At 55.2% G+C, this 23912-nt stretch carries 18 protein-coding genes; 13 read left to right on the forward strand and 5 right to left on the reverse strand.

The window, feature by feature from the left end; genetic code table 11:
- Window positions 1–232 precede the first annotated feature (232 nt).
- Entirely contained in the window at window positions 233–991 is a 759-nt protein-coding gene (gene cysQ, locus KXD86_RS05025; protein WP_218636730.1) for a 3'(2'),5'-bisphosphate nucleotidase CysQ, read from the reverse strand.
- Window positions 992–1081: 90 nt separating this feature from the next.
- On the opposite strand from cysQ, the gene KXD86_RS05030 reads away from it, so the two are divergent.
- Window positions 1082–2443 (forward strand): MBL fold metallo-hydrolase, encoded by a 1362-nt coding sequence (locus tag KXD86_RS05030; protein WP_218634965.1) that lies wholly within the window; start codon window positions 1082–1084, stop codon window positions 2441–2443.
- A gap of 42 nt (window positions 2444–2485) precedes the next feature.
- Here KXD86_RS05030 and KXD86_RS05035 read toward each other — a convergent pair whose 3' ends face one another.
- The 3 genes from KXD86_RS05035 to KXD86_RS05045 form a co-directional block, all read right to left on the reverse strand.
- On the reverse strand, window positions 2486–4237 hold the full coding sequence (locus tag KXD86_RS05035; protein WP_218634966.1) for an O-antigen ligase family protein: 1752 nt from the start codon (window positions 4235–4237) through the stop codon (window positions 2486–2488).
- Window positions 4182–6209 carry a sulfatase-like hydrolase/transferase gene (locus tag KXD86_RS05040; protein WP_218634967.1) on the reverse strand — a complete coding sequence of 676 codons (2028 nt, stop codon included), beginning with the start codon at window positions 6207–6209 and terminating at the stop codon, window positions 4182–4184. Before KXD86_RS05040 ends, KXD86_RS05035 begins: the two co-directional genes overlap by 56 nt.
- Before the next feature lie 85 nt (window positions 6210–6294).
- On the reverse strand, window positions 6295–6720 hold the full coding sequence (locus tag KXD86_RS05045) for a pilin (RefSeq protein ID WP_218634968.1): 426 nt from the start codon (window positions 6718–6720) through the stop codon (window positions 6295–6297).
- A 377-nt stretch (window positions 6721–7097) separates the two neighbouring features.
- On the opposite strand from KXD86_RS05045, the gene pilB reads away from it, so the two are divergent.
- The 12 genes from pilB to yihG all read left to right on the forward strand — a co-directional run bounded on the left by pilB (window position 7098) and on the right by yihG (window position 20984).
- Window positions 7098–8816: a type IV-A pilus assembly ATPase PilB gene (gene pilB, locus KXD86_RS05050; protein WP_218634969.1), complete on the forward strand. Its 1719-nt coding sequence runs from the start codon at window positions 7098–7100 to the stop codon at window positions 8814–8816.
- A gap of 2 nt (window positions 8817–8818) precedes the next feature.
- The gene (locus KXD86_RS05055) at window positions 8819–10039 is read left to right on the forward strand and encodes a type II secretion system F family protein (protein WP_218634970.1); all 1221 of its coding nucleotides are present in this window, start codon (window positions 8819–8821) and stop codon (window positions 10037–10039) included.
- 66 nt (window positions 10040–10105) lie between these two features.
- Complete coding sequence (locus KXD86_RS05060; protein ID WP_218634971.1) at window positions 10106–10981, forward strand: prepilin peptidase; 876 nt, start codon at window positions 10106–10108, stop codon at window positions 10979–10981.
- Between the two features lie 3 nt (window positions 10982–10984).
- On the forward strand, window positions 10985–11584 hold the full coding sequence (gene coaE, locus KXD86_RS05065; RefSeq protein WP_218634972.1) for a dephospho-CoA kinase: 600 nt from the start codon (window positions 10985–10987) through the stop codon (window positions 11582–11584).
- Entirely contained in the window at window positions 11577–12674 is a 1098-nt protein-coding gene (locus KXD86_RS05070; protein ID WP_218634973.1) for a hypothetical protein, read from the forward strand. The genes coaE and KXD86_RS05070 overlap by 8 nt, the downstream gene beginning before the upstream one ends.
- Window positions 12675–12676: 2 nt before the next feature.
- Window positions 12677–13420, forward strand: coding sequence for a tRNA (N6-threonylcarbamoyladenosine(37)-N6)-methyltransferase TrmO (tsaA, locus tag KXD86_RS05075; RefSeq protein WP_218634974.1), 744 nt, complete (start codon window positions 12677–12679; stop codon window positions 13418–13420).
- Between the two features lie 70 nt (window positions 13421–13490).
- A complete protein-coding gene (locus tag KXD86_RS05080) occupies window positions 13491–15815 on the forward strand; it encodes a response regulator (protein WP_218634975.1) in 2325 nt (774 codons plus the stop codon).
- Between the two features lie 47 nt (window positions 15816–15862).
- Window positions 15863–16051 carry a DNA gyrase inhibitor YacG gene (yacG, locus tag KXD86_RS05085; protein WP_218634976.1) on the forward strand — a complete coding sequence of 63 codons (189 nt, stop codon included), beginning with the start codon at window positions 15863–15865 and terminating at the stop codon, window positions 16049–16051.
- Window positions 16052–16161: 110 nt separating this feature from the next.
- Window positions 16162–16722: a YfaZ family outer membrane protein gene (locus KXD86_RS05090; protein ID WP_218634977.1), complete on the forward strand. Its 561-nt coding sequence runs from the start codon at window positions 16162–16164 to the stop codon at window positions 16720–16722.
- Between the two features lie 131 nt (window positions 16723–16853).
- A complete protein-coding gene (locus KXD86_RS05095; protein ID WP_218634978.1) occupies window positions 16854–19034 on the forward strand; it encodes a hypothetical protein in 2181 nt (726 codons plus the stop codon).
- Window positions 19035–19124: 90 nt separating this feature from the next.
- On the forward strand, window positions 19125–20051 hold the full coding sequence (locus KXD86_RS05100) for a glucosaminidase domain-containing protein (protein ID WP_218634979.1): 927 nt from the start codon (window positions 19125–19127) through the stop codon (window positions 20049–20051).
- A gap of 39 nt (window positions 20052–20090) precedes the next feature.
- Window positions 20091–20984, forward strand: a complete 894-nt coding sequence (gene yihG, locus KXD86_RS05105; RefSeq protein ID WP_218634980.1) for a 1-acylglycerol-3-phosphate O-acyltransferase, YihG family — start codon at window positions 20091–20093, stop codon at window positions 20982–20984.
- A 12-nt stretch (window positions 20985–20996) separates the two neighbouring features.
- Here the strand turns inward: yihG and KXD86_RS05110 are convergent, their stop codons facing one another.
- Complete coding sequence (locus KXD86_RS05110; protein WP_218634981.1) at window positions 20997–23687, reverse strand: LuxR C-terminal-related transcriptional regulator; 2691 nt, start codon at window positions 23685–23687, stop codon at window positions 20997–20999.
- Window positions 23688–23912 lie beyond the last annotated feature (225 nt).

The raw sequence follows: 23912 nt of genomic DNA on the forward strand, positions 1-23912 counted from the left end.
AGCCCAGTTGTGGCACGCTTCACTTGTGAAGAAGGGCGTAATTGTACCGGTCAACGCTATATACGCAAATGAGTGAACTGTGAAATGTTGTTTGGTCTTACGGAAGGTCACAGGGACTGCATGATACCAAGGAACTTGCCTTGGCATTTAAGCAGACGACCTGCTGATTTTGCAGATACGTTTAAGGCCAGTCTCGCACTGCTTTTCGCTCAAACGACCGCTGCGCCAAAAGTCATCCACCCTCTGCGACGAAATGGGGATTCAACAGATTCTCTTTGCCATAGTGAAGAGGCTTACCTTCCAAGGTGCGAACTTTGCCGCCTGCAGCGATCAGAACCGCATGAGCCGCTGCGGTATCCCACTCGCTAGTCGGGCCCAGCCGGGGATAAAGGTCAGCACGACCTTCCGCGATAAGACAAAACTTCAGGGAACTGCCAGCCTGCACCAGCTCATGGTCACCCAAGCGGTCAATGAATGAGCGAGTTTCTGAATTCAGGTGGCTCTTGCTGGCAACGACGCGCCTGGCCGACTTGGGTTCTACCACATGAATCTCATGGATGCGCCCCGTCCGATCACGACGGTGGGCGCCCTGCCCTTTTATGCCCCAATAGGCTTGCTTGAGTGCAGGGACAGTCACAACCCCAAGCACTGGCTCCCCATCCTCAACCAACGCAATGTTCACCGTGAACTCGCCCGTGCGCTGAGTGAATTCCTTGGTTCCATCAACCGGATCAACCAACCAGAACCGACGCCAATGCCTGCGCTCTTCCCAGGGGATGTCGGCACCCTCTTCCGAGAGAATGGGAATGTCCCGGCTGATTCCACGCAGGCCTTTTACAATCTCATCGTGGCTGGCGATGTCGGCCGCGGTGATGGGCGACTCATCTTCCTTATAACTCACCTTGAAATCAGACTGGTAAATGTGAAGAACACGCTCACTGGCCTTATCGGCCACTTGTATAACATCCTCAAGGATCGAGCTGTAATGCATGCTTTTCGCTTCCTGCTTCAGATCAAAACGAAGTGAGCTACTCTTCTTCATAATAACATTCCCTCAGTTCAGAGTCAGAAGGATGCCACTATGAAACTTCGCTTCCTCGGTGCCACCGGAACCGTGACCGGATCCCGCTACCTGCTCTCCGATGAGAAACACCGATTACTGGTGGACTGCGGCATGTATCAGGGCGTCAAGACGCTCCGGCGCCGGAACTGGGCGGAGTTTCCGGTAAAACCTGCAACGGTCAATGCAGTGGTGCTCACCCACGCTCACATCGATCACTCGGGATACCTGCCCGCCTTGGTAAAGAACGGCTTCAAGGGCAAAATCTACTGCACGAAGGCCACCCATGACCTGTGCAAAGTGCTACTGCCTGACGCGGGCTTTCTCCAGGAGGAGGACGCCAAGTATGCCTATCGGAAAAAGTTTTCGAAACACGAGAAACCAGAGCCTCTCTTCACAGAAAAGGATGCATGGGAGGCGCTCAAACATTTCGAATCCCTGCATTACCACGAACCATTTGAGCCAGTGAAGGGTATGGAGGTGACCTTTACCCCGGCCGGGCACATTCTCGGCTCGTCCTGTGTGCATGTGCATCACAAGGAGAGTGATCGCACGGTGGTATTCAGCGGCGACGTAGGCCGTCAGAACGACGTCATCATGCGGGCTCCGGAACCGCTAAAAGAGGCTGACGTACTGATCTGCGAATCCACTTACGGCGACCGTCGGCATGCAGCGACTGATCCCGAGAAAGAACTGGCCGACATTATTACCCGAACCGCGGGCCGGGGCGGCATTGTGCTGATACCGGCGTTCGCGGTTGGCCGGGCGCAGATGTTGCTCTACGTGATCCACAAGATTATGGGTGAAGGACGGATTCCGAAGCTTCCGGTTTTCCTGAATAGCCCAATGGCAATCAAGGCCACCGAGATCTTCTGCAAACACAACAAAGAGCACAAGCTCAGCACGGCGCAGTGTGAGCTGATTGATAACAGCACCAAGTTTGTTCGGACGGTGGAGGAATCCATTGCACTGGATGCCGTGCGCTACCCCTGCGTGATTATTTCCGCCAGCGGTATGGCCAGTGGCGGCAGGGTACTGCACCACCTGAAGACGCTGTTGCCCAACGAACGCAACAGTATTGTGTTCGCCGGGTTCCAGGCTCCAGGTACGCGTGGTGACGCCTTGGTAAATGGTGCAGAGTCTGTGAAAATTCATGGAGAGTATTGGCCCGTCAGGGCGGATATTTTCAATTTGGATTCGCTTTCAGCCCATGGGGATTACAAAGAAATTCTTGAATGGCTCAGCCAAGGGACACTAAAGCCAGATAAGGTATTTGTAACGCACGGAGAGATGGTGGCGAGTGATGTGATGCGAAAGCGGATATGTGAGGAGTTTGGGTGGGATGTTGAGGTACCGGAGTTGTTCGAGGAGATAGACATCTAGAAAGCGCACTGCCCTGTGTCACAGTGCGCCTTGTGCATTGTTTTATTTCACTACTCCGGGCGACTGGATCCATTTTTCGAACCCGCCATCCATGAGCATATCGGTAACCCGAGAGTGATTATAGGGCCCGGCAAGGTCATAGGCTTGCTGTGCCGTTTTCTTCGCCAGCGTGGGTTTCCCAATCTGATCAAGCATTTCAGCTTCGACGAGGTAAAATTTATATCCCTCACGATGGTACCGCTTCAACCATCCCAGCAAACGCAGCCCTTGCTGAGTATCCGCCTTCAACCAAGGTTTAAGCCATTGATCGACATTCATGGTAATCACTGGAAACGTCAGAACCAGCTCTGATTGCCAGGAGCGCACTTCGGGCTCCGGCTTTGAAAACACGGTAGTCGCATTTACCCCAAGAATGAGAGTAGCTAGCAGGCAAACAGCAAAGGATACACCGGCCGCAGCTTTCATCGGACTGCGTTCGCTTACGGGAGCCTCCACAGCCTGAGATTCCGTGCACTTAAGTTCTCGACTCAGCATCCACGCCGCTGCAGGCAATACAAGTAGCAGACTCCAACTGTAATAGAAATTACCATCAAATAAACCAAGAAAGAGGTAACCCGACACTGAAGCGATAGCAACTCCAAGCTTGAATCCACCTGCCGCTTCTCCCCTCTTAATCAGGCTTTTCAATACCAACCAAACCAGGAAAACGAGAAACCCGAGAAAAACACTACCTCCCAATACCCCCCAATCACTGATAGATTGGAAGATTACAGAATGTGCCTGCTCCGTACCGGAAAAAGAGCTTGGAGCGTACCTGAAGTTACTGGGCCCAACGCCAAACGGAATCGAATACTCGATAACGTTTTCAATACTTCGTCTCCAGATTTCCAATCGCCCAGATGTAAACTGATTAACCGAAAGCTCGCTAACCTCTTTTCCATGAGCCATCGACAACCCCATTCTCTCATCATCAACGGCAAACAGATTCGAAAGAAGGAGACCGGCAAACATTGCAACTGCCAGCATTCCAATTCGCGCCCAAGGTATACCGGCCCGCAATGAATAGACCGCAAATACACCCCAGCCAACCAGAACGGCACCAATGGATGCGCGACCTCCTGCCCAAACGAGAGCTGCAAACAACACAACTACAACTCCCAATGAGATGGCCCCGCCAACTTGTTTTAGGCCGGATTCATAATAGTGCACTCCAGCTACCAAACAGGCGAGAGCAGCTATGTACCCAAAATGTCTTATATGAGGGAATGGAATCGGAGAACCAAACCAGTCGAATGACTCAGGGCTTTCGAGAGAAAACCACAGAGATAGGTAGAATCCCACCACAGCCAACGAGGTTGCGATGACAGCCCACTGCATGGGCAAAAAAGCCTCTTCCGTCTTCCGAAAGAGATCGACGAGTGCAAGCACGAACAGCAGATGTAACAACCATTGGAGCTGAGCGAAAATAGCTGCCGTCACGTTGTACTGAGCCAAAACTGCAGATAAAAAGCCAACGACGACCCAAATTCCCGCACCTATCCGGAAAGCCCGGGATTTCATCAACGTAAATGTTGGCCCGTTAGTCAACCAAAAAGCGACCGCAATCAGCTCAATACTCGCTGCTACCACTCCCAAGGCATAAGAGCTAAACACGGCCAGAAAGAACTGCGAGAAAAGTCCCGAAACAAGAAGAAGAAATGGAAAGACACCGAACAAAAGGGCCGATCTGAATCCAGGACTATTCATTAACGGCGATCTCGCTATCAAAAGGTTTGCATAGACCTTGCTGATCAAAGCCTTGATCGTCACTGTAAAAGGAACAAAGCCTTCGTATCAGGGTGGCCGCTTCACTGGGTTTGTCACCACCATACTGAGAAGAGGGCCACCACGTACCTTTACCACGCTCCACGACCAAAAAGCCCTCTGTCAGGCCTGGAAAATGGGCAACGATGAAGTCATCGGAGACAACGGCACGCTGCTTGGACCGCAGGAGCTCGCCGAATTCCGGCCTCGTGATTGCTAAGCCCTCGGGAGTAACCGTATAAAAACCAATACCCTCTGCCATCACTTGCATTGCATCTAACTGACTTTGATACATGGCATTGGTTGCAACGCTGCTCTCAATGAAAATTTCTGATGCCGACTCACAGCCCTCGCATTCAACCACCGCTGCAAGGGGGCTCCCCGAGTACGTAGAAATGTCTGCATCTTCATCCAGCCATTTCAAAACGGTCGGGGCGATGTCCAGCAAAGACACCAGACTATCGTCACTGTGCGCCCGATAGCCATCTCTGCGATCCTGGACTGCCATAACAACATTAAACTGCTCTTCACTCAGTACGTTTGTCCCGTGCCCATGGCCACTGGTAGGAAATGTTATGGATTCGAGACCCGCCTCGAGTGCGTCATCCTCTAACATGAAGCCCTCACCGTGGTCCGACACCACAAACACCAGCGCATTATCCAGGACCCCGATGCGCTCAAGTCCATCCATTAAATCTTGAAATTGATCATCCACCTCCTGAAGCATAAGCTGATACAAATAATGCTGGGGTTGTTCTGGATCATAAGGAATCCGCGCGTCGGGGGTCAGATCCCTATACAGGTAAGGCCAGTGAGGCAAGGTCAGGTGAGTTGCCAAAAATAGCGGCTTATCCCTGTGCTGCGCAACCTCATCCAGAAGGTTCTGTGTAAACACCTCGGGCATGTAGGTCGAATGGACGCCTCTGTTCATATAAATGAACGGGAAGAGCTTCTTACCAAGATCGGTGTTAGCAACGAAGGCAATTGAGGGTATTTCGGCAGCATGGAAGAGTAAAAAATCGGCGGCGCCAATTTTAGGGCCAACCACAGAATCAAATCCGTAGCGCTCATCAATGTTGTTAAATCTTCTTTCGTCCATTGCATAAACAGTATGGTAGCCCTGATCTTTAAGCCGGGCCTGAAGATCGGTATCGGCTAATTGGGCGTCATTGAACTGCTGCAAATTGAATCGAACCCCCGTACTCGTCGGATAGCGGCCAGACAGCAATGCAAACCACGCGCTGTAAGTTCGGGCCACAGGAGTAAAGGCATTGGAATAATTAACGCTGTCGCTCACGAAACCGTCGATATTGGGCGTCAGTGAGAACCCTTCATAACGCGCCCCCAGGTGGTCTGGGCGAAGCGCATCGATACCAATAATGACGACGTTCGGATGAGACCGCTCTGCCTCGGGAAGAACCCTTTCTTGCCCTGGAATCAACAGCCACAAGGCCCCAGCCAGCACGATTCCGGGAACTGAACAAAGCAAGGGAGCCTGACGGACTGAAAGGGCAAACCCCAGCGCCATCAGCAAAATAACCAAAAATGATAAACCTACGGCAATTTGCGGCGTAGCAAAGGGCGTATTTGCCATAAAACCCGCAAGGGAATTTGGGTATAGGATTGCATCCCAAACCAATACCAACAACAAAACGAGAAGAAACCCGAGCGAGCTGGCTGTCCACGCACCAACCCGAGTCAAGACGAGGAAAAAGCCCGATACAAAAGCGGCGGCCGCAGCAAGAATAAGGTGCAGAAATAAGAGAGCCACCAAAAAAAGCGAGAGATCTGTAACGGCTCCAACACTTCCAAGAAAGTCACTGAGAATCTGCCCGGCGAGCTCCGTTTCTTTTAGGGCGAGGTCCGACGCAACCAATACCTGCCTGATCGAAAACAAAACCAAAATCGTTAGCGAGAAAAACAAGTTAATTGCGCCAACTTTTCTCAATTGCGTCTTCCGCACAAGCTTCACCTCGCAAACACACCTAAGCACATGAAAAATGGGGGCCGAAGCCCCCACCTTTGAACTCAACTATAACTGAAGAATCTTAGTTACAGCCAGAGGGCATCAGAGATGAAGGAGCACTATTCGGCGCACACGTGAACTTCTGCGTGCCAGAGTCATAGGTCAGGTTTACAGTTGTAGATTGAAGCTTGGCATTAACACCGGTTGCTGCGAAGGTCGCGGTGTAAACGGCAGTGGATGAGGTAGTGCTGGTCTGGGAAATGCTAGCAACGTACTTACCACTGGTAACAACGGTACCAAGATCGCTAACAGCCGGGAAAGAACCAACCGTCTGGTAGTATTCAACCACGGGAGTTTTCAAGCCACCCAGCAGGCTCACAGCTTCAGAGGCCTGTGCACGTGCGGTGTAATCTTGGTAAGCCGGGATAGCGACCGCGGCCAGGATTCCGATGATTGCTACAACAATCATCAGTTCGATAAGCGTGAAACCTTGCTGGACTTGCTTCATGATTGAACTCCTTCTATTTAATTTTATAGCGAGAGTGTCACTCTCGGCTGAGCTAACTCTATGCGCTTATCGTGCCAACAATCTGTCGAAGTGAAAAAAATCGTTAAATCCCTTCAGGATACAGGCACCACGGAAGACAGAAACCTGACAGCCTCGACCATAGCTCTGGACTTAGCGGAGATTTTTGAGCACTAAGTGACACAGTGCGTCACCTTTCGTCAGCAAAACACTTGGCATTGCCAGCACCCCTAACAAACCGGCAAAAGACCGCCTTTTACTTTCCTTGGAGAGCTGTTATCAATAAACTCGGTGTTATTTAGTCGTTCAGGTAACGACCTCCACACCCCAAAGATCTACAGCCACAAAACTGAGCTCCCATGGCAACAAACAACAGCAAAATCACCCTGACCGGGCTTGCGAGAAGATTTGTAGAGGACGGCCTGATTGATGAAGCCGCTGCAAAGGACGCTTTCGTTCAGGCATCACAAAACCGCATTCCGTTGATCACCTACCTCTCTCAGAACGGGCTGGCAGACAGCTCAAAGCTGGCCTTCTCCGCCGCTCTGGAGTTTGGGATTTCGGTACTCGAACTGGAATCATTTGCACCGGAAATGATGCCTGAAAAGATTGTGGACGAGAAACTCATCCGCAAACATAGCGCCCTACCGATATATAAGAGAGGCAACCGGCTATTCATTGCGGTATCAGACCCCACCAATATCCAGGCTCTTGATGAGATCAAATTCAATACCGGCCTGAGTACGGATGCCGTTCTCGTTGACGACGAAAAATTGCGCGCATCCATCGATAAATATCTCGAGTCCCAGGACACCTCCATGGGTGATCTTGACGACGCAGATCTCGAGGGCGTGGAGACTGAAGGTGGGGAGCAGGAAGAGGATGAGGGTGCGGTAAGCGCAGGCGATGTTGACGATGCTCCGATCGTCAAGTATGTCAACAAGATGTTACTAGACGCGATTCGGGGAGGTGCGTCCGACATCCATTTTGAACCATACGAAAAAGCATACCGAGTGCGATACAGAACTGACGGCATTTTGAAAGAGGTCTCTCGTCCATCAATAAAGCTCGCCCCAAAAATCTCGGCTCGAGTGAAGATAATGTCGCAACTGGATATATCGGAACGCAGAGTACCGCAAGACGGCCGGATAAAGATGAAGCTTTCGAAGACGAAAGCCATCGATTTTCGAGTTAACACTCTGCCAACCCTGTGGGGCGAGAAAATTGTTCTTCGAATCCTGGACCCAAGCCAAGCCAAACTTGGCATTGACGTACTTGGATACGAGGAAGATCAAAAGCAACTCTATCTCGAAGCCTTAGAACAACCCCAAGGCATGATCCTTGTGACAGGACCGACAGGGTCCGGCAAGACAGTCTCCCTATACACCGGCCTGAACATCCTAAACACCACCGAGCGAAACATTTCCACCGCCGAAGATCCTGCAGAAATTAATCTCGAGGGGATCAACCAAGTTAACGTAAACGTAAAAGTTGGCCTGGGTTTCGCTGAAGCACTAAGAGCGTTCTTGCGACAAGATCCGGATGTCATCATGGTGGGTGAGATTCGCGATCTTGAAACAGCCAATATCGCAATTAAGGCAGCCCAGACAGGCCACCTCGTATTGTCCACGCTGCATACCAATAGTGCAGCCGAAACCCTCACGCGCATGATGAACATGGGCGTTCCTGCATTCAACATAGCGACTTCGGTTAGCCTGATCATCGCGCAACGGCTCGGACGCCGCCTATGCAATGCCTGCAAACAGGCTGCGGACATTCCATCCGATGTGCTTTTAACAGAAGGGTTCACACAAGAACAAATTGATACAGGCTTCACGTTGTACCGGCCCAAGGGCTGTGATAAATGCAATGGTGGATACAAAGGGCGCGTCGGCATCTACGAGGTGGTAAAGATTTCAGACGAACTGGCAAACATGATTATGGAAGAAGCCAGCTCCATCCAAATCGCAAAACAGGCTCAGGCAGAAGGCTTCCGAAATCTCCGCCATTCAGCACTTTTAAAAGTGATACAGGGCGTGACCAGTCTCGAAGAAGCTAACCGCGTGACGAAGGACTAAGCATGGCAGAGAAAGCACAAAAACTGGAATCATACGTTTGGGAAGGGAAAGACCGAAAAGGCAATAAGTCCAAGGGTGAGCTTACTGGAGCGAACCTTGCACTTGTCAAAGCTCAACTCCGCAAACAGGGGATTATTCCAGAAAAGGTTAAAAAGAAATCGAAGCCGTTATTTAGTGGCAGCAAAAAGATCACCCCGTTTGATATTGCTATGCTTACTCGCCAGCTAGCTACGATGATGAAAGCGGGGGTGCCACTGGTTCAGAGCTTCGACATTGTTGCTGATGGTCTCGAGAACAAAGGCCTGCAAGAGCTGGTAATGACTGTCCGAAACGACATCTCATCGGGAACCAGCTTTGCGGGCGCACTACGTAAGCATCCGAAATACTTTGACGATCTTTACTGTAACTTGGTTGATTCCGGCGAAAAAGCAGGGGCACTCGAGCAAATGCTTGAGAGAATTGCGACTTATCTTGAAAAAACAGAGTTGCTCAAGAAAAAAGTCAAAAAAGCAATGACTTACCCTGCTGCAGTTGTCGTAGTTGCAATAGTGGTCACTGCAATTCTGCTTGTAAAGGTCGTGCCGCAGTTTGAGGCCCTCTTCCAAGGCTTCGGTGCAGACCTACCAGTTTTCACTCAAATGGTAATCAATTTGTCTGAATGGCTACAAAAGTGGTGGTTTCCGGTGCTCCTAGGCATTGTAGGCGCCATTTTTCTCTTCAAAGAGGCCATTCGCCGCTCACAACGCTTTTCTGACCTCGTGGATAAATATGTGCTAAAAATCCCTATCATGGGTGAAATCCTCGATAAATCTGCAGTTGCCAAATTTGGTCGAGTTTTATCAACGACCTTTGCAGCGGGCGTCCCTCTCGTAGACGCCTTGGATTCGGTCGCCGGCGCAACCGGAAACGCTGTATACAGGGATGCAATCGACCGAATAAAGAATGATGTTTCCAGTGGTACACAGCTTCAGGCCTCAATGCGCCAACAGGACATCTTTCCTGTGATGGCCGTCCAGCTTACTGCAATCGGCGAAGAGTCCGGCAACCTTGACGAGATGCTCTCAAAAGTCGCTGAACATTATGAGGGAGTGGTCGACGACATGGTCGACAACCTGACGGCTCTTATGGAACCGATGATCATGGCTGTACTGGGCGTTCTCGTTGGCGGCCTTATCGTCGCCATGTACCTCCCCATCTTCCAGATGGGTCAGGTTGTAGGCTAAACATAAAAAGAACGCAGCCGGGCTGGCACTCTAGCCCGGTTTTTTTTCGTTTTTACTGGACTACTCATGCCATCAGTAGATACATTTCTAGCCACTCCCTGGCTATTCTACCTCTCCGTCATTCTCGTTTCCCTCTGCATCGGCAGCTTCCTGAACGTCGTCATCCTGCGCCTCCCGAAGATGATGCACCAGGACTGGCGCTGCCAGTGCGAGGAGTTCCTGGAAGTACCCGAGCAGCAGCGCACGCACGAAGCCGCCATTACCCTCTCGAAGCCCGCATCCACCTGCCCTTCCTGCGGACACAGCATTCGGGCCTGGGAGAATATCCCGGTTATCAGCTATCTGTTTCTGGGCGGCAAATGCTCTTCCTGCAAAACGGGGATTTCGCCACGCTATCCGACCATTGAAGCGGTAACCGCCCTTCTTTCGGTGGGAACCATCGCGTTTGTTGGCCCTTCGGAAGCCGCGCTCTGGGCGCTGCTGCTTACTTGGTCGCTCGTTGCACTGACGGTCATCGATTTCGACACACAGCTCCTGCCGGACAACATCACCCTTCCGCTGATGTGGCTGGGGCTTGTTCTCAACTACTTTGGCGTGCTGACGGACTTTACCAGCGCCTTCTGGGGAGCCGTGGCTGGCTATTTGTCGCTTTGGTCGGTTTACTGGCTGTTCAAGCTGGTGACCGGCAAGGAGGGCATGGGCCATGGAGACTTCAAGCTGTTGGCCGCACTCGGGGCGTGGCTTGGCTGGCAATTGCTGCCGGCGGTCATTCTTCTCTCGTCCGTCGTTGGTGCCGTTGTTGGCATCAGCCTGATGGTCTTCAGGAAGCACGGCCGGGAAGTCCCCATTCCGTTTGGACCTTATCTGGCCGCAGCAGGCCTGCTTTGCCTGTGGTTTGGCGCTGACATCCAGCGCTTCTGGTTTGGTTTTCTGGGTGTTTGATTGATGGCGATTGTGGGACTTACCGGCGGAATCGGTTCCGGGAAATCAACCGTCGTCAGAATGTTTGGCGATCTGGGGATTCACTGGGTGGATGCAGACGACGTTGCCCGCGACGTCGTTGAGCCGGGCACACCCGCGCTCAAGGCCATTGCCGAGCATTTCGGGGCAGAAATCCTGACCGGCGACGGGGCTCTGGACCGCGCCCGCCTCCGGACCATCGTCTTCGACGCCCCAGAGGAACGGGCGTGGCTTGAGGCATTGCTGCATCCGATTATCCGAGAGGAACTGATTCGGCAGTTAAAACCGGACAATGACACCCAGGCTTACGTCCTCCTGGTATCTCCCTTGCTATTTGAGACCGATCAACACCAGTTGGTGGATCGTGCCGTCGTCGTCGATGTGCCCGTCGACGTGCAGATCGAACGCACCATGGCCCGTGATACCAACTCCCGGGAGCAGGTGGAGCGAATCATTGCCGCGCAGATGCCAAGAGAACAGCGTCTGGCAAAGGCCGACGCTATAATTGACAATAACCGCCCGATCGATGACGTGGAGCGTCAGGTCCGTGACTTGCACAAAAGGATTTTGGTGGATCTTGTCTGACCAATCTTTTCTCGCGCGGCTGACTGGCCTTGCAGCCGCAACCCTGTGTCTCACCCTGACCCATGCCCAGGCAGCCGAACCGGTGTTCGAGGTGCAGGAACGGTCGGTGCCCGATATCTTGTCACCCGAAACCCTGCCACTATCCTTTTATGACTTTTCTCCGGAGGATTACTGGGCCGAACCGCGCGACTCCTACTGGCTAGATTTCAGCAACTGGGTACTCCTTCAGGGAAGAACCCAGAATCCCAAGGTCTCGAGATTCGGGCAATGGGCGGATCGCACGCTCTCAGGTTCGGAGTACGGGTTACCAAACAACGCCAGTTACCTTCGAATCGGCTTCGCGACCGAATCCGAATACGGCGCTCCGTTCCAGTTTGAACCCGAAGCCCGGTTTCGACTGGATATTCCCACGACTCGCCGCAAACTCCGCCTCGTGATCGAGAGTGAAAGCGAAGAGCTCATCCCCCTGGAAGAACGACAGCGCGACCGGCAGCTAACCCAGGACGAACGGTCGGACACGGAAGCGACCGGGGCACTTCGCTATCTGACCGAGATCGGTGATGCCATCAATTTCTCGAACGACGTCGGGGTCCGGCTTCGGCTCCCTCCCGACGCTTTCTGGCGGGCCACGGCGCAAAAGAACTGGCGCCTTGATGAAGACTGGATCCTGAGAGCGCAGCAACGGTTTTATTACTACCACAACGATGGCTGGGGTGAGCGCACCTGGCTGACCGCCGGTCGGCAGGTTGGCAAAGGCTGGTACTTCATCTCCTCATCGGAACTGGAATGGATTCACGATGAAAAGAAATTTGTCGCGGCCCAGATTTTCAGTGTCGACAAACGACTGAACAACCGATCCACGCTCACACCGCGACTGGGCATTCTGGGCGAAAGCAAGCCAACGTGGCGGACCACCTCGTATTTCGCGGACGTGACCTGGCGTTATCGCCTTCACAGTGACTGGGTCTACGCAGAAGTGATACCCGCACTCGACTTCCCCCGGGAAGACAGCTTCAAGGATCGGGCTTCGGTGGTTTTCCGGGTAGAATTGTTCTTTTCCGGCAGCCTTCAGCGACCCTATTTAGATTAACCATGCCCCGACATCCGTCCCGACCAGCCTCCGAAGCGCTGACGCTAACACCGATTGCCTACACTCGCTCCTGCTTTCAGGACAAATTCGGTGTGCCCCGCCAACCGGGCCTGACCCGGTACGCGCACGCCGAACTCGTGATAGAGGCGCCGTTCGACCGGGAGGATGCGTTCCGGGGTCTGGAGTCCGCCAGCCACCTGTGGCTGACCTTTCAGTTTCATGAAGCGGTTCGAGCAGAATGGCGACCGGTGGTACGTCCACCCCGGCTGGGTGGCAACAAAAAAATGGGCGTTTTCGCCAGCCGTTCACCGTTCCGGCCCAACAGCCTTGGGCTATCGGTGGTCCGGAACCGGGGACTGGTTCGCAAGGACGGTCGACTGATCCTGCGCATCAGCGATCACGATCTGATCGAAGGCACGCCCATTCTCGACATCAAGCCCTATCTACCCTTCGCGGACTCCGTGCCGGACGCTTCCCTGGGTTGGGCCGACGCACCACCCACCGACCGATTGCCGGTGACGTTCCTGCCCGAGGCCGAGCTACAGCTCGAAACGCTTAACCCGGAGGCCTACCCGGACCTTCGCCTTCTGATTGAGGACGTGGTCAGTTACGACCCGAGGCCGTCGTTTCGGCGAGGCCGGGAAGAAGACCGGATCTACGGCGCTCATCTTTACGATCTAAATGTACGCTTCCGCTTTGCAAGGCAAAATTCAGAGGAACGTGTCGAAGTACTGACTGTCTGTTAAACTCCGATTGGTGATTAAGTAGTCGACACAGGGAACTCGTGCATTGCCTTCAAACCGGTTTTTAAAACGCATGGGAATTCGGCCGCTGGCAGCCCGACTGCTGGTGTACGTGCTACTGTTCAGCCTCGTGTTCTCGCTTGTCGCTACTGGCGTACAGATGATCGGCGAATTCGAGCGCCGCAAGGAAGATCTTGAGGCCACCCAGGCCAAGGCTGCCGAGCTCATTTCAGGCAGTATGAGCAACAATATCTGGCTGATGAACTACAGCGAAGTAGCCAACAGCCTCGACGACATGAAAGCCGTCACGGCTATTGCTCATGCGCACGTCCTCACGTCAACCGGCGATGAGTTTACCACCGGCACGTTGCCGGAAGGCCGCGTCATTTCCCAGTCCTTTCCCCTGGTCTTCGACCGGTCGAGCTTCCGAAGCCCGGAGGAAGTTGGCACCCTTACCCTGACCTCCTCCGTTGAAAGCATTTATCATGACCTGAGAGATCGGGCGCTTCTCAATCTGTTGTTCCAGTCCATCGTGGTCATGCTCGGCACGCTGGGCTTGCTCGTTATCGTGCGGATGACCCTGTCCCGGCATTTGGAAACCATGGCCGATTACGCCGCAAGGCTCAATCTGGATGCGCTCGTCGATCCACTGAAGCTCAAGCGCAAAGCCCCCAAAACTCCGGATGAGCTGACGGAACTCGAGCAGGCGCTGAACAAGATGCGTCTGCAGATCCTTGAGGATACACGCTCCCTGCGCCAGACCACGATCCAGTCCCAGGGCGAACGGGACGAAGCAATCAGGGCGAACCACGCCAAAAACCAGTTTCTCGCCAACGTCAGCCACGAACTGCGAATTCCTCTTCAGTCCGTTCTGGGTTACGCAAACCTGCTCACCGATACGCCACTGGACCAGGACCAGAGAGAGTACGTTCACACCCTGCTGAGTGCCTCCGAAGGCCTGTCAGCCATCATCAATGACCTGCTTGATATCTCCAGCATGGAAGCGGGCAAACTGGTGCTGGATGATATCCCGTTCGACCTTCGGGAAACCCTGAACGATCTCGTCCACATGCTCGGCTCCCGTGCGCGGGAAAAGGGCCTGGCCCTGGAACTGCGCATCGACGAAGACCTGCCATGGGCGCTGAAAGGCGATCCTGTGCGAATTCGCCAGATTCTGCTCAACCTGACCTCCAACGCCATCAAGTTCACCGATTCAGGCCATGTGCTGATCAGCATCGAGGTCCTTGGCCGACGGGATGATCAGGCCCGCCTGCGGTTGGCGGTCGAAGACACCGGCGTGGGCATCAATCCAGAAGATATTCCACTGGTGTACGAACCCTATGTGCAGCTTGGCCAACGGTTTCAACGCCAACTTCCGGGTGCCGGCCTGGGACTGACCATTTGCCGACAACTGGTCAACCTGATGGACGGCTCGCTGGATCTCGAAAGCCGACCGGGCGAAGGCTCGACCTTCTGGATCGAAATCACACTGCCTGTGGCCCCGGAAAGCTCCGCCCGGGTGCGCCCCGATACCCGCATGGTCAAGAACCGGCGCATCCTTGTGGTGGACTCCTACGAGCTGTCCCGGAAAATCACCCTCGAGATGCTGTCCCGTCATGAAGTCCACATCGAAGCGGTCAAATCCGCCGGTGAGGCCCTGACGTCGCTTCGTCAGGCCTTTGACAGCCAGCAACCGTTCGATGCGATTGTGCTCGATGGTTTTGTCCCGGACATGGACAGCGACCTGCTCTGTCGCCAGATACGTGGCAACCCTCTTTGGAGCGACATGCGTTTGCTAATCCTGTCCTCCAATCCCCAACGGGGCGACGCTGAGCATTTCCGCCAGGCAGGCGCTGATGCCTTTCTCAGCAAATCCCTGCGAGAGTCGTGCCTGACACCGATTCTCAACCAGCTGTTTGCGGATGCGGCCAAACAGAAAAGACGTTTCCTGACCCGCTTCTCTCTTCAGGCGGTCAGCGACTCCTCTCGCCGACGGGAACTGCCCTGCGGTCGCATGAAGGTTCTGCTGGTCGAGGACAACCCCGTTAACCGCACGCTCACCCGCCGTCTGCTTGAGAAGCTCGGTTGTGACGTGATGACGGCCAATGACGGAGAAGCGGCCGCAAGTCTCTGGCAATGGCACCCATTTGACCTGATTTTCATGGATTGCATCATGCCCCGGGTCGATGGTTTTGAAGCCACCCGGCGTCTGCGGGAGTGGGAAAGTTCAAACAGTCGCCCTCGGGTGCCAGTGGTCGCCCTGACGGCCAGTGCCATGGAAGAAGATGAAGAAAAATGCCGGCGCGCCGGCATGGATTCATTCGTTGCCAAGCCTGTCAATATTGAAATGCTACGGGCAGTACTGGAACAATACTGTAAAGCGTCCGCAGCTTCCTGAAGAACTCGCGGGCAAGAGGATCCGTTTTACCCGTACGAAAGGCAACCATGAACGTCGAATGCCCCACCTGCAAAAAATCCGTGGAATGGACGGATGCCAATCCCTATCGCCCATTCTGCTCCGAGCGATGCAAACTCATTGATCTTGGCGCCTGGGCCAATGAAGAGTACCGGGTGCCTGCCGAAAACGTGTCGCCTGACGATCTGGATCAGGGTGGCGACGATACCCGTCATTGAACCTCCCACAGGGGCAGATTAATGGGGGCTTACCGCCTTTTAAGTTGAGCCCCTGAGGCATGCCCGTTAACATACGCCAACTATTTTAATCACTTACGAAAGGTGCATGCATGAAAGTGTCCCGTATTTCCGTGATGGTTCTGTCACTGGCTGCCGCTCCGGTCTTCGCCGGCGATGTGGACCTCAGCCTCACCGATGATTCTGTAAAGGGCCAGGTGAACTTCCTGGGCAACAACGACGACCTCCAGATGGGCGCGGGTTACACCTATCGTGAGGGTGGCCTCGACATCCTTAACCTCGATTTCCACGCGCAGGGTCGCACGGCGATCGGCAACCTGCCCACCACGGCGGGTCTGGGCATGCGTGGTTATGCCTGGGACGCAGACCCGGTTGACGGCGGCGCCATTGCACTCGGCGGCTACGCCACAGTTAACGTCCCGCGGGTTCCGGGGCTGTCCTTTACAGGAAGCCTGCACTACGCGCCCAGCATCCTGTCGTTCGGCGACTCAGACGATCTGACCAACCTGGAACTGCGCGGCAGCTACCGCGTGATCCGGAACGCCGAAGTCTTTGCCGGCTATCGCTACCTGAATACCGATCTGGATCGCCCATTCCGGGGCGATGTGGATCTTGATGACGGTGTTATGGCAGGCATGAAGATCTACTTCTGATTTTCCTGCGATAACCAGAACCGTTACTCAAAGGTGCCTCCGGGCACCTTTTTTTCGTGCCTTTCCTCACGCTTTCCTATTCTGCCCGCTGCTAGACTGTCGTTCTGAATTCTTTGCACGGACAGCATGGCATGCGATTAACCTCCGGTTTGATTCTTCCAACCGTTCTTTTGCTCCTCGGCGGATGTGGCGGGGGAGATGACGCCATTACCGGTGCGCAGAACGACCCCAACGATTTCGCCAATGGCAACAACCCCGTGGACAGCTTCAGCCCGGGCAGTACCGGCGATTCCACCAATACGGCGGGGCTTGAAGCGAACGAAGTGCGGATCACCATGGAGGTGCCCGGCGGCGTAGCTCCGGACGCAGAACTGACCCGTCGGAACCTGAGAATCGTGCAGCCCGACCGGGTCAGCGTCTACACAACCAACACGGCGCTACAGAACCTGGGCTCGGTTCCGGTATCGACGCGCACCGATGACAATGGGTTCACCATCATCGCTTTTGACAACGGCCTGCCCCTGGGCCCGGATGTACTCATTGATGCCAGTTACGGCAATGTCAGGCTGCGCGCGCTGGCCGCTGATGCCGACCGCGATGTCAAAATAAATCCCTTCTCCGAATACCTGGTACGCAATACCCTACCGGGTTACACCCCGGGCCAGTTTCAGGGCATTCTGGATTGCGTCGCCGATGCCAGCGGCGAGCTTTGCCTGAACAAATATGTCTGGTCCACCCTGGCCGACCAGGTCCACGACTTCGAGATTGATATTCCATCCACGGCCAGCCTGGCTTCAGCACTGGACCTGCTTTCTGACCGGGGCGATTTCGCCCGATATGTCGCGGCCATGGCGGATTATGCCCTTCTGGACGAAAGCTCTTCGGGGAAGATCAGCGCCAGTTCCGCGGACTATAACTCCGTGTTTTTCGGGGTCGAGCTGGGACAAACCTACCTTGAACCTTCGCTGACCAACTCCGGACAATGGGGTGCCCGGACTGCTCAGGAAGAGCGACTGGAAGACCAGTTCGGCGAGGGGTACGTCTACCCGGCACTAACGCTGACCAGCTTCGACGCCTTCAACATCCGCGTGACCTCATTGGCCAGTGACATCCCCTATGCCCGGGAAGCGCTGATTCATCAGGCTGGCAACAACTTCTTTGTCCGGGGCTCGGATCTGTGGAAGCTGAATACCCATGCCTCTTCCCCCGGCGCGGCCACGCTGGTCGCGGATACCCGCCTGCTGGCCGGTCGAGCGCTGTATCAAAGCATCACCGGTCGGGGCAGTTCGCGCATCATCGGCTGGACTCGAAACCCGTATTATCTTGACGCCTACACCAGTAAACCCGTGTCTGACACAACCGGCCCCGACCGGGTGGTCAGCGGCTACTTCAGCGCGGGCAAGGCGATTGAACTGGAGGTATCCGGCGAGGAACTCAAACGCAAGGAAACTCTGGAAAATCACTACCTGTCTGTCCTGGAGCTCGATCTCCTGCGTGAGCGCGGATTCAGTCTCGATAGTCTCGACGGCCGGGACTACAACGTGCTTTACCTTGCCACTCAGTTCGGTGACACCAACACGCCGGTTACTTTCGAAACAGGTTTCGGCACCTGGCAGATCAGTGGCAGCACCATCACTCAGAGCCAGCGCGTTACCACGGTTAGCCGAGACAATACCGGAACCGTTACCACGGACAACACCGGCACCCGGCTTGAATCCTGGACCATTAGCAACCGGACATCACGGCTCAGCGACGGCGATGCCAACATCGGGCGCCTGAACCTGGATGTTTCGACCGCCTCCGGTGACTTCCAACAACCCGACCTCGGAATCGGAGCCAGCACCCCTGATGGAAGCCTGCTCGCCTTTAACCTGGACGACAGCGGCTTTGGGGATGGCCTCCTCATCGCCGCCGCCCAGACTTCAACGGCGGCACCGACCAGTGGCAGCTACCGCCTTCAGGGCGTTCGCCTCGGCATGACTTCGGATACCAATCACCTCTCGCACCTTGAGAATGCGTTACTCACTCTAACCGGCCCTAGCACCGCCACTTTGACCCCTCGTACTCTGGACGTCGTTCACACGGTGAGCGTTGAAACTGTAACCCCACCGGAGCTTCGCGAGGGCAGTCCCATTGCACTCACGTACGACACATCAGCCGGTAATGGGCAAGCCAAGTTTGTTGGTCCGAGCGCGATCCTGACGCTGGAAGGCTTTTTCACCGAGGACCAGGATCAGTTCTACCTGCGCCTCAGAGACACCGTCGGCGGCGAGGAGCAAATCGGCCTGGTGATGGCAACCCGGATCCCCTGAACAAGGGCCTCATGGGCCCTGAGCCAACACGCAGACTCGCCCGTATAACCTGTTATAATCGCTACCATATCGATTCTGACGAGAGGTTTTATGTCTTCAGGCAAACGGGCCCTGCTACTGGTTCTTCCACTTATCGCCTTTGCCATTGGCGGCGGCTTTTATGTGCCGCAATCAGGCATGGACACCAGCCGCTACGGTTCCGAACTGCCGCTTGCATCCCTGCCGTCGTTGCCCAACTGGGCCCACGATGAGCTGCCGGATTTTGCCGGGATTCAGGATACCACGGAGAAGAAGGCCGCTTTTTTCTCATTCCTGTACCCACGTATCGTGCTGGCGAACTCCCGGATTCTGATTGAACTTGACTACCTGGACAGCCTTGCCAGTAAATCCAACCTGTCCGAAGACGAACAGCAATGGTTAACCGCCCAAGCCGAGCGCTTGCGGGTTGAGGCCGATCCGGGAAGCGATGAACAGTTTGCCCTTCTCCGAAAGCGGCTTGACGTTATCCCACCCTCACTGATCCTTGCCCAGGCCGCAAATGAATCGGCCTGGGGAACCTCGCGGTTTGCGACCAAGGGCAACAACCTGTTCGGGCAATGGTGTTTCTCGAAAGGCTGCGGTCTCGTTCCTCGTGGCCGGGTCGAGGGCGCCAACCATGAGGTCGCCAAATTTTCCTCACCTTATCGGTCCGTTCGAGCCTACATCCAGAACCTGAATCGTCATGCTACCTATCAGTCGCTTCGGGATATTCGGCTTAAAGACCGCCGCGCAAACGATCCGCTTTCGGGCGTTGAGATGGCGCAGGGCCTTCTCGGGTACTCCGAACGAGGGGCGGACTATGTCGAGGAGATCCGGGCCATGATTCACTACAACAACCTGTCCTTCTACGACAACGATTTCCGGGACGTGATCCGGGATCTGACCCCGGGACGCCTCCAGCAGCTTGCATCCGCGAACCCCGAAACCGAACTGCTACCCGGCCAGAGGGCGCAGGATAAAGGCGCCAACGAAGGCTGATCTCAAGACCTATTGTTCAACTTCCAGAGACATTCCGGCATGCTCGATTTTTTGCCCGCTCCGCTAAAGGGAACCCTGGCGGCCATCCTTATCCTTTGCAACACGCTTGTCCTTTTTCCTGTCCTCCTGGTGTTTGCCATCAGTAAGCTGATTTTCCCCATTGCGGCGGTCCGAAAGGCCTGCACCGTTATCCTCAACCGAATTGCATGGCTCTGGATTGGCTTTAACAACGTACTGATGGACCTGCTGCATAAGGTGGACTGGGATGTCAGGGGCATCGACAACCTCGAACAGAGCCAGTGGTACTTCGTCACGTGCAATCATCAGACCTGGGCGGACATCCCTGCCATTCAGTACGTCCTGAACAGCCGCATTCCTCTGCTCAAGTTCTTCCTCAAAAAAGAACTGATCTGGGTGCCTTTCCTCGGCGTTGCCTGGTGGGCATTGGATTTTCCGTTCATGCATCGGCACACCAAAGAACAGATTGCCCGGCGCCCGGAACTCAAGGGCAAAGACGTGGCTGCAACCCAGGCGGCCTGCGAGAAGTTTCGCTTCACTCCAGTCACCATTTTCAACTTCATGGAAGGCACCCGATTTACACCCGCCAAGCATCAAAGTCAGAATTCACCCTACCAACACCTCCTGAAACCGAGGGCTGGTGGGACCGCCTTTGTCCTGCAGGCGATGGGTGAAATGATTCATACGATGCTCGATGTCACCATTGTCTATCCTGACGGCAAGGCTGGCTTCTGGGATTACCTGTGTGGCCGGATCCGGCGAATCGTGATTGACGTGCGCCTGCGGGAAATTCCTGACCACTTTCTGGGCATGGATTACGAGAACGACCGGGAAACACGTGTGGCTTTCCAGCGCTGGGTCAGCGACGTCTGGTCGGAGAAGGATCGGCGGATCCAGGCACTGCAGAGCGCCTAGAAAAGAGACTGATCAGAGCAGGCCGAGCTCTCTGGCCCGGACAATGGCCTGGGTGCGGGACTTCACTTCCAGCTTGGCATTGATTCGCCGCGCGTGGGTTTTCACAGTGTGAAGGGAGATGTGCAGCTTATCGGCGATTTCCTGGTTTGAAAGCCCCTTGGCAATCAGTTCCAGAACTCCCTGCTCACGATCGCTGATGGGCTCCGCCAGCGCATCTGGGGCTTCCACCTCATCCTTCACCTGGTAAAGACGACCCAACGCCTCTTTGAAGGGCCCATCAGGGAATTGACCGAACCCCTTCTGAACAAGTTCCTGGAGTTCATTCCGCAGCTCGGCAAATGGGCTGATGAAATGTTCACGGGAGGCTTCCGCGACCACAGTCGCCAGAATCTTCTGGGCCACCGTGGCGCCTTTCTCTTCTTGCGCCAGGACGGCCTCCAGCAGACGGATGTGCAGTTCAACGCCCCACGGGATCGCGTCTTCATAGCGATTGCGAATGCCCTGGAGGGTTTTCCGGGCCCGTACAAAATCGCCCCGAGCCAGATCCAACCGAACCTGCATGCAATCCAACAGCCCCGGCATCATGGGGAACAGCTCGGGCACACACCCGGCGTTGCGATAGGGCTCCAGCTTGGCGACCGCCTGCGCCGCACTGTCCACCTGATTCAATGCCAGCCAACAACTTGCCTTGAGCGCCTCCAGAACAGGAACGAACAGCGACTCATCAACCTGCCAGGCATGCATGGTGCGCTCTGCCCTGCCAATCCAGACAAACGCGTCATCAAGACGGCCGTCGGCGCGGCACATCAGGACACGGATGGCCATGGCCAGCAGCAGCCCCAGGTCACGCGTCTGCTCCGCATGCCGACCACAGGTCACCAGCAGCCGATCGGCTTCCTTGTATCGTCCCTGGTGCCAGAGCACCAACACGAGATTTAACTGCAGCCGGGTTTCACCAATGCGGGCCGGCCTGGCCAGTTCGTGCATCGCCGTATCCAGACCGGTCCGCAACAATTGTTCGGCGTACCTCAGGGAGCCCTTTCCAAGCTCTATTCGGGCATGCGCATAGACCGCCAGCGCCTCTGAACCCGAGTCACCAGCTTCGCGGGCCAGCCTCGCTGCAGCGCGATTGGCATCCCTCGCTTCCTGGAACTGGCCGGAGGCGCATAACGCGCTGGATCGGACCATCTGGGTGACCAGTTGGCCCTGAGTGGAGAGATCTCCGGCCGACAGCGCCTGGTTGGCCATGTCGAGAGCCGCACCAACACTGCCCTCTCCTCTCAGGATAAAGGCCCTGAGCGCACAGATCCGGGAAGCGTGTTCTTTCAGCCCAGGATTTCCCAACCCGTCAATCAGGGCCCTGGCCTGCCGAAATTGCCCCCCGATGGCGTGGACCCAGCTATATACAATGCGCAGCCGGGCACTCCGGTCCAAAAGCTGACTTGGCAGGCTCTTGCGCAGCCGGAGCAGAGAGGCGGTGTCCTGCCCCAGTAACAACGCCTCCGACCCCTCAGACGCGATGCGAACCACCTCATCAGATTCGCCGCTCAGCAGCGCGTACTTCAACGCTTCCGGAAACTGCCCGCGCTCGCCAAACCATCGGCTGGCGTAGCCCATGCGATCGGAATAACCCGCAAGGACCGGGGCTTTGAGCCACTCCTGCAACAGCGGATTGAAACGGCACCAGCGACCGCGACCAGACATGACTTTCAGCGGCAAGCCATGCTCCATGGCCTGAGACGGCACAAAGCCGACTTCCGGCATGGCAGGCGCGAGGGCGAGGAAGAGCTCATCGGAACACAGCTCCAACTCGGCCATTATTCTGAGTGACCGACGCTGGGCGGAGGTCAGATTGCCAAGCACCGATTCTTTCAGGAACCGTTCGATGCTGCTGGTCTCCTGAACCGGCTTCAAGTCAGCATTACGAGCGATCTCCCGACGATAAAGCGCGAGCGGTGTGGGCCACCCTTCGGTCATGTCGTAGAGATTATCAATGGCAATGCTGGAGAGCTGATTGGAATCCAACAACGGAGCAAAAAACTCAAACGTCTCCGAGCGACTGAATTCGAGGGCATCGGCGCCCAGCCGAATCAGGCGATTTTCCAGCTCGAGGCCATGGGTCTCGAACGGCAACGCCCGGCGAGAGATCAGTATGATCGACAGGTTCTGGGGCAAATCGGTTACCAGCTGCTGGAGCAACGCAACCACAGCGGGGTTCCCCAGATTCTGCACATTATCCAGAACGAGCGCCTTGAAGCGAGACGCTGGCTGACGTTCGAAGGCGACCAACATCATGGCGAGGGCATCGGAATAGGTCCCGCCACCCTGAAGGCTGCTCTCGGACGTCTCTGGTAGATCGAGAGCGATTGAGACGAGGGTCAAAAACCGAGAAGGGGAATTGTCCTGACTGTTCAGGGCAACCCAGCGAAAATTATCCGGTTCAAGGCCTGCAGATACCAGTCCGGCGCTCACGGCGTGAGACTTACCGAACCCACACGGGGCCTCAACGAACAGCGCCCCCCGTGGAACCAACGCGTCGACAATGATCCGATTCAACGCCGGCCGTTGCAGTGCTCCCTCTGGCACGACGGGTACCTGTAACCGCTGCCTGAGCAAGTCCCTGACCAGCTCGCCTCGCTGAAGACCACTGTTCGCTGACTGGAACTCATCATTGGCTGCACAGCCATCATTGAATGGTTTCACGCACTGCCCCGTTTGAACATCGGCCAGAGGATTAAACCTCCTGAAACCGACAAATGGTTTACTGCACTAACTTTTGAGTAGCGTCCGGCATCGGGTACGCCTTTAGTATGAGAGGAAGGTTAAACCAATTGAGGGGCGGCCTGCAAAATTTTGACGTAAAACGATTTTACCGGTGGCGGTTTTCTAGCATTTACCCGGTTATCGCAGGGTCATTCCGGGCACAAA

The organism is Marinobacter arenosus, assembly GCF_019264345.1.
In the GTDB taxonomy this organism is placed as follows: Bacteria; Pseudomonadota; Gammaproteobacteria; order Pseudomonadales; family Oleiphilaceae; genus Marinobacter; species Marinobacter arenosus.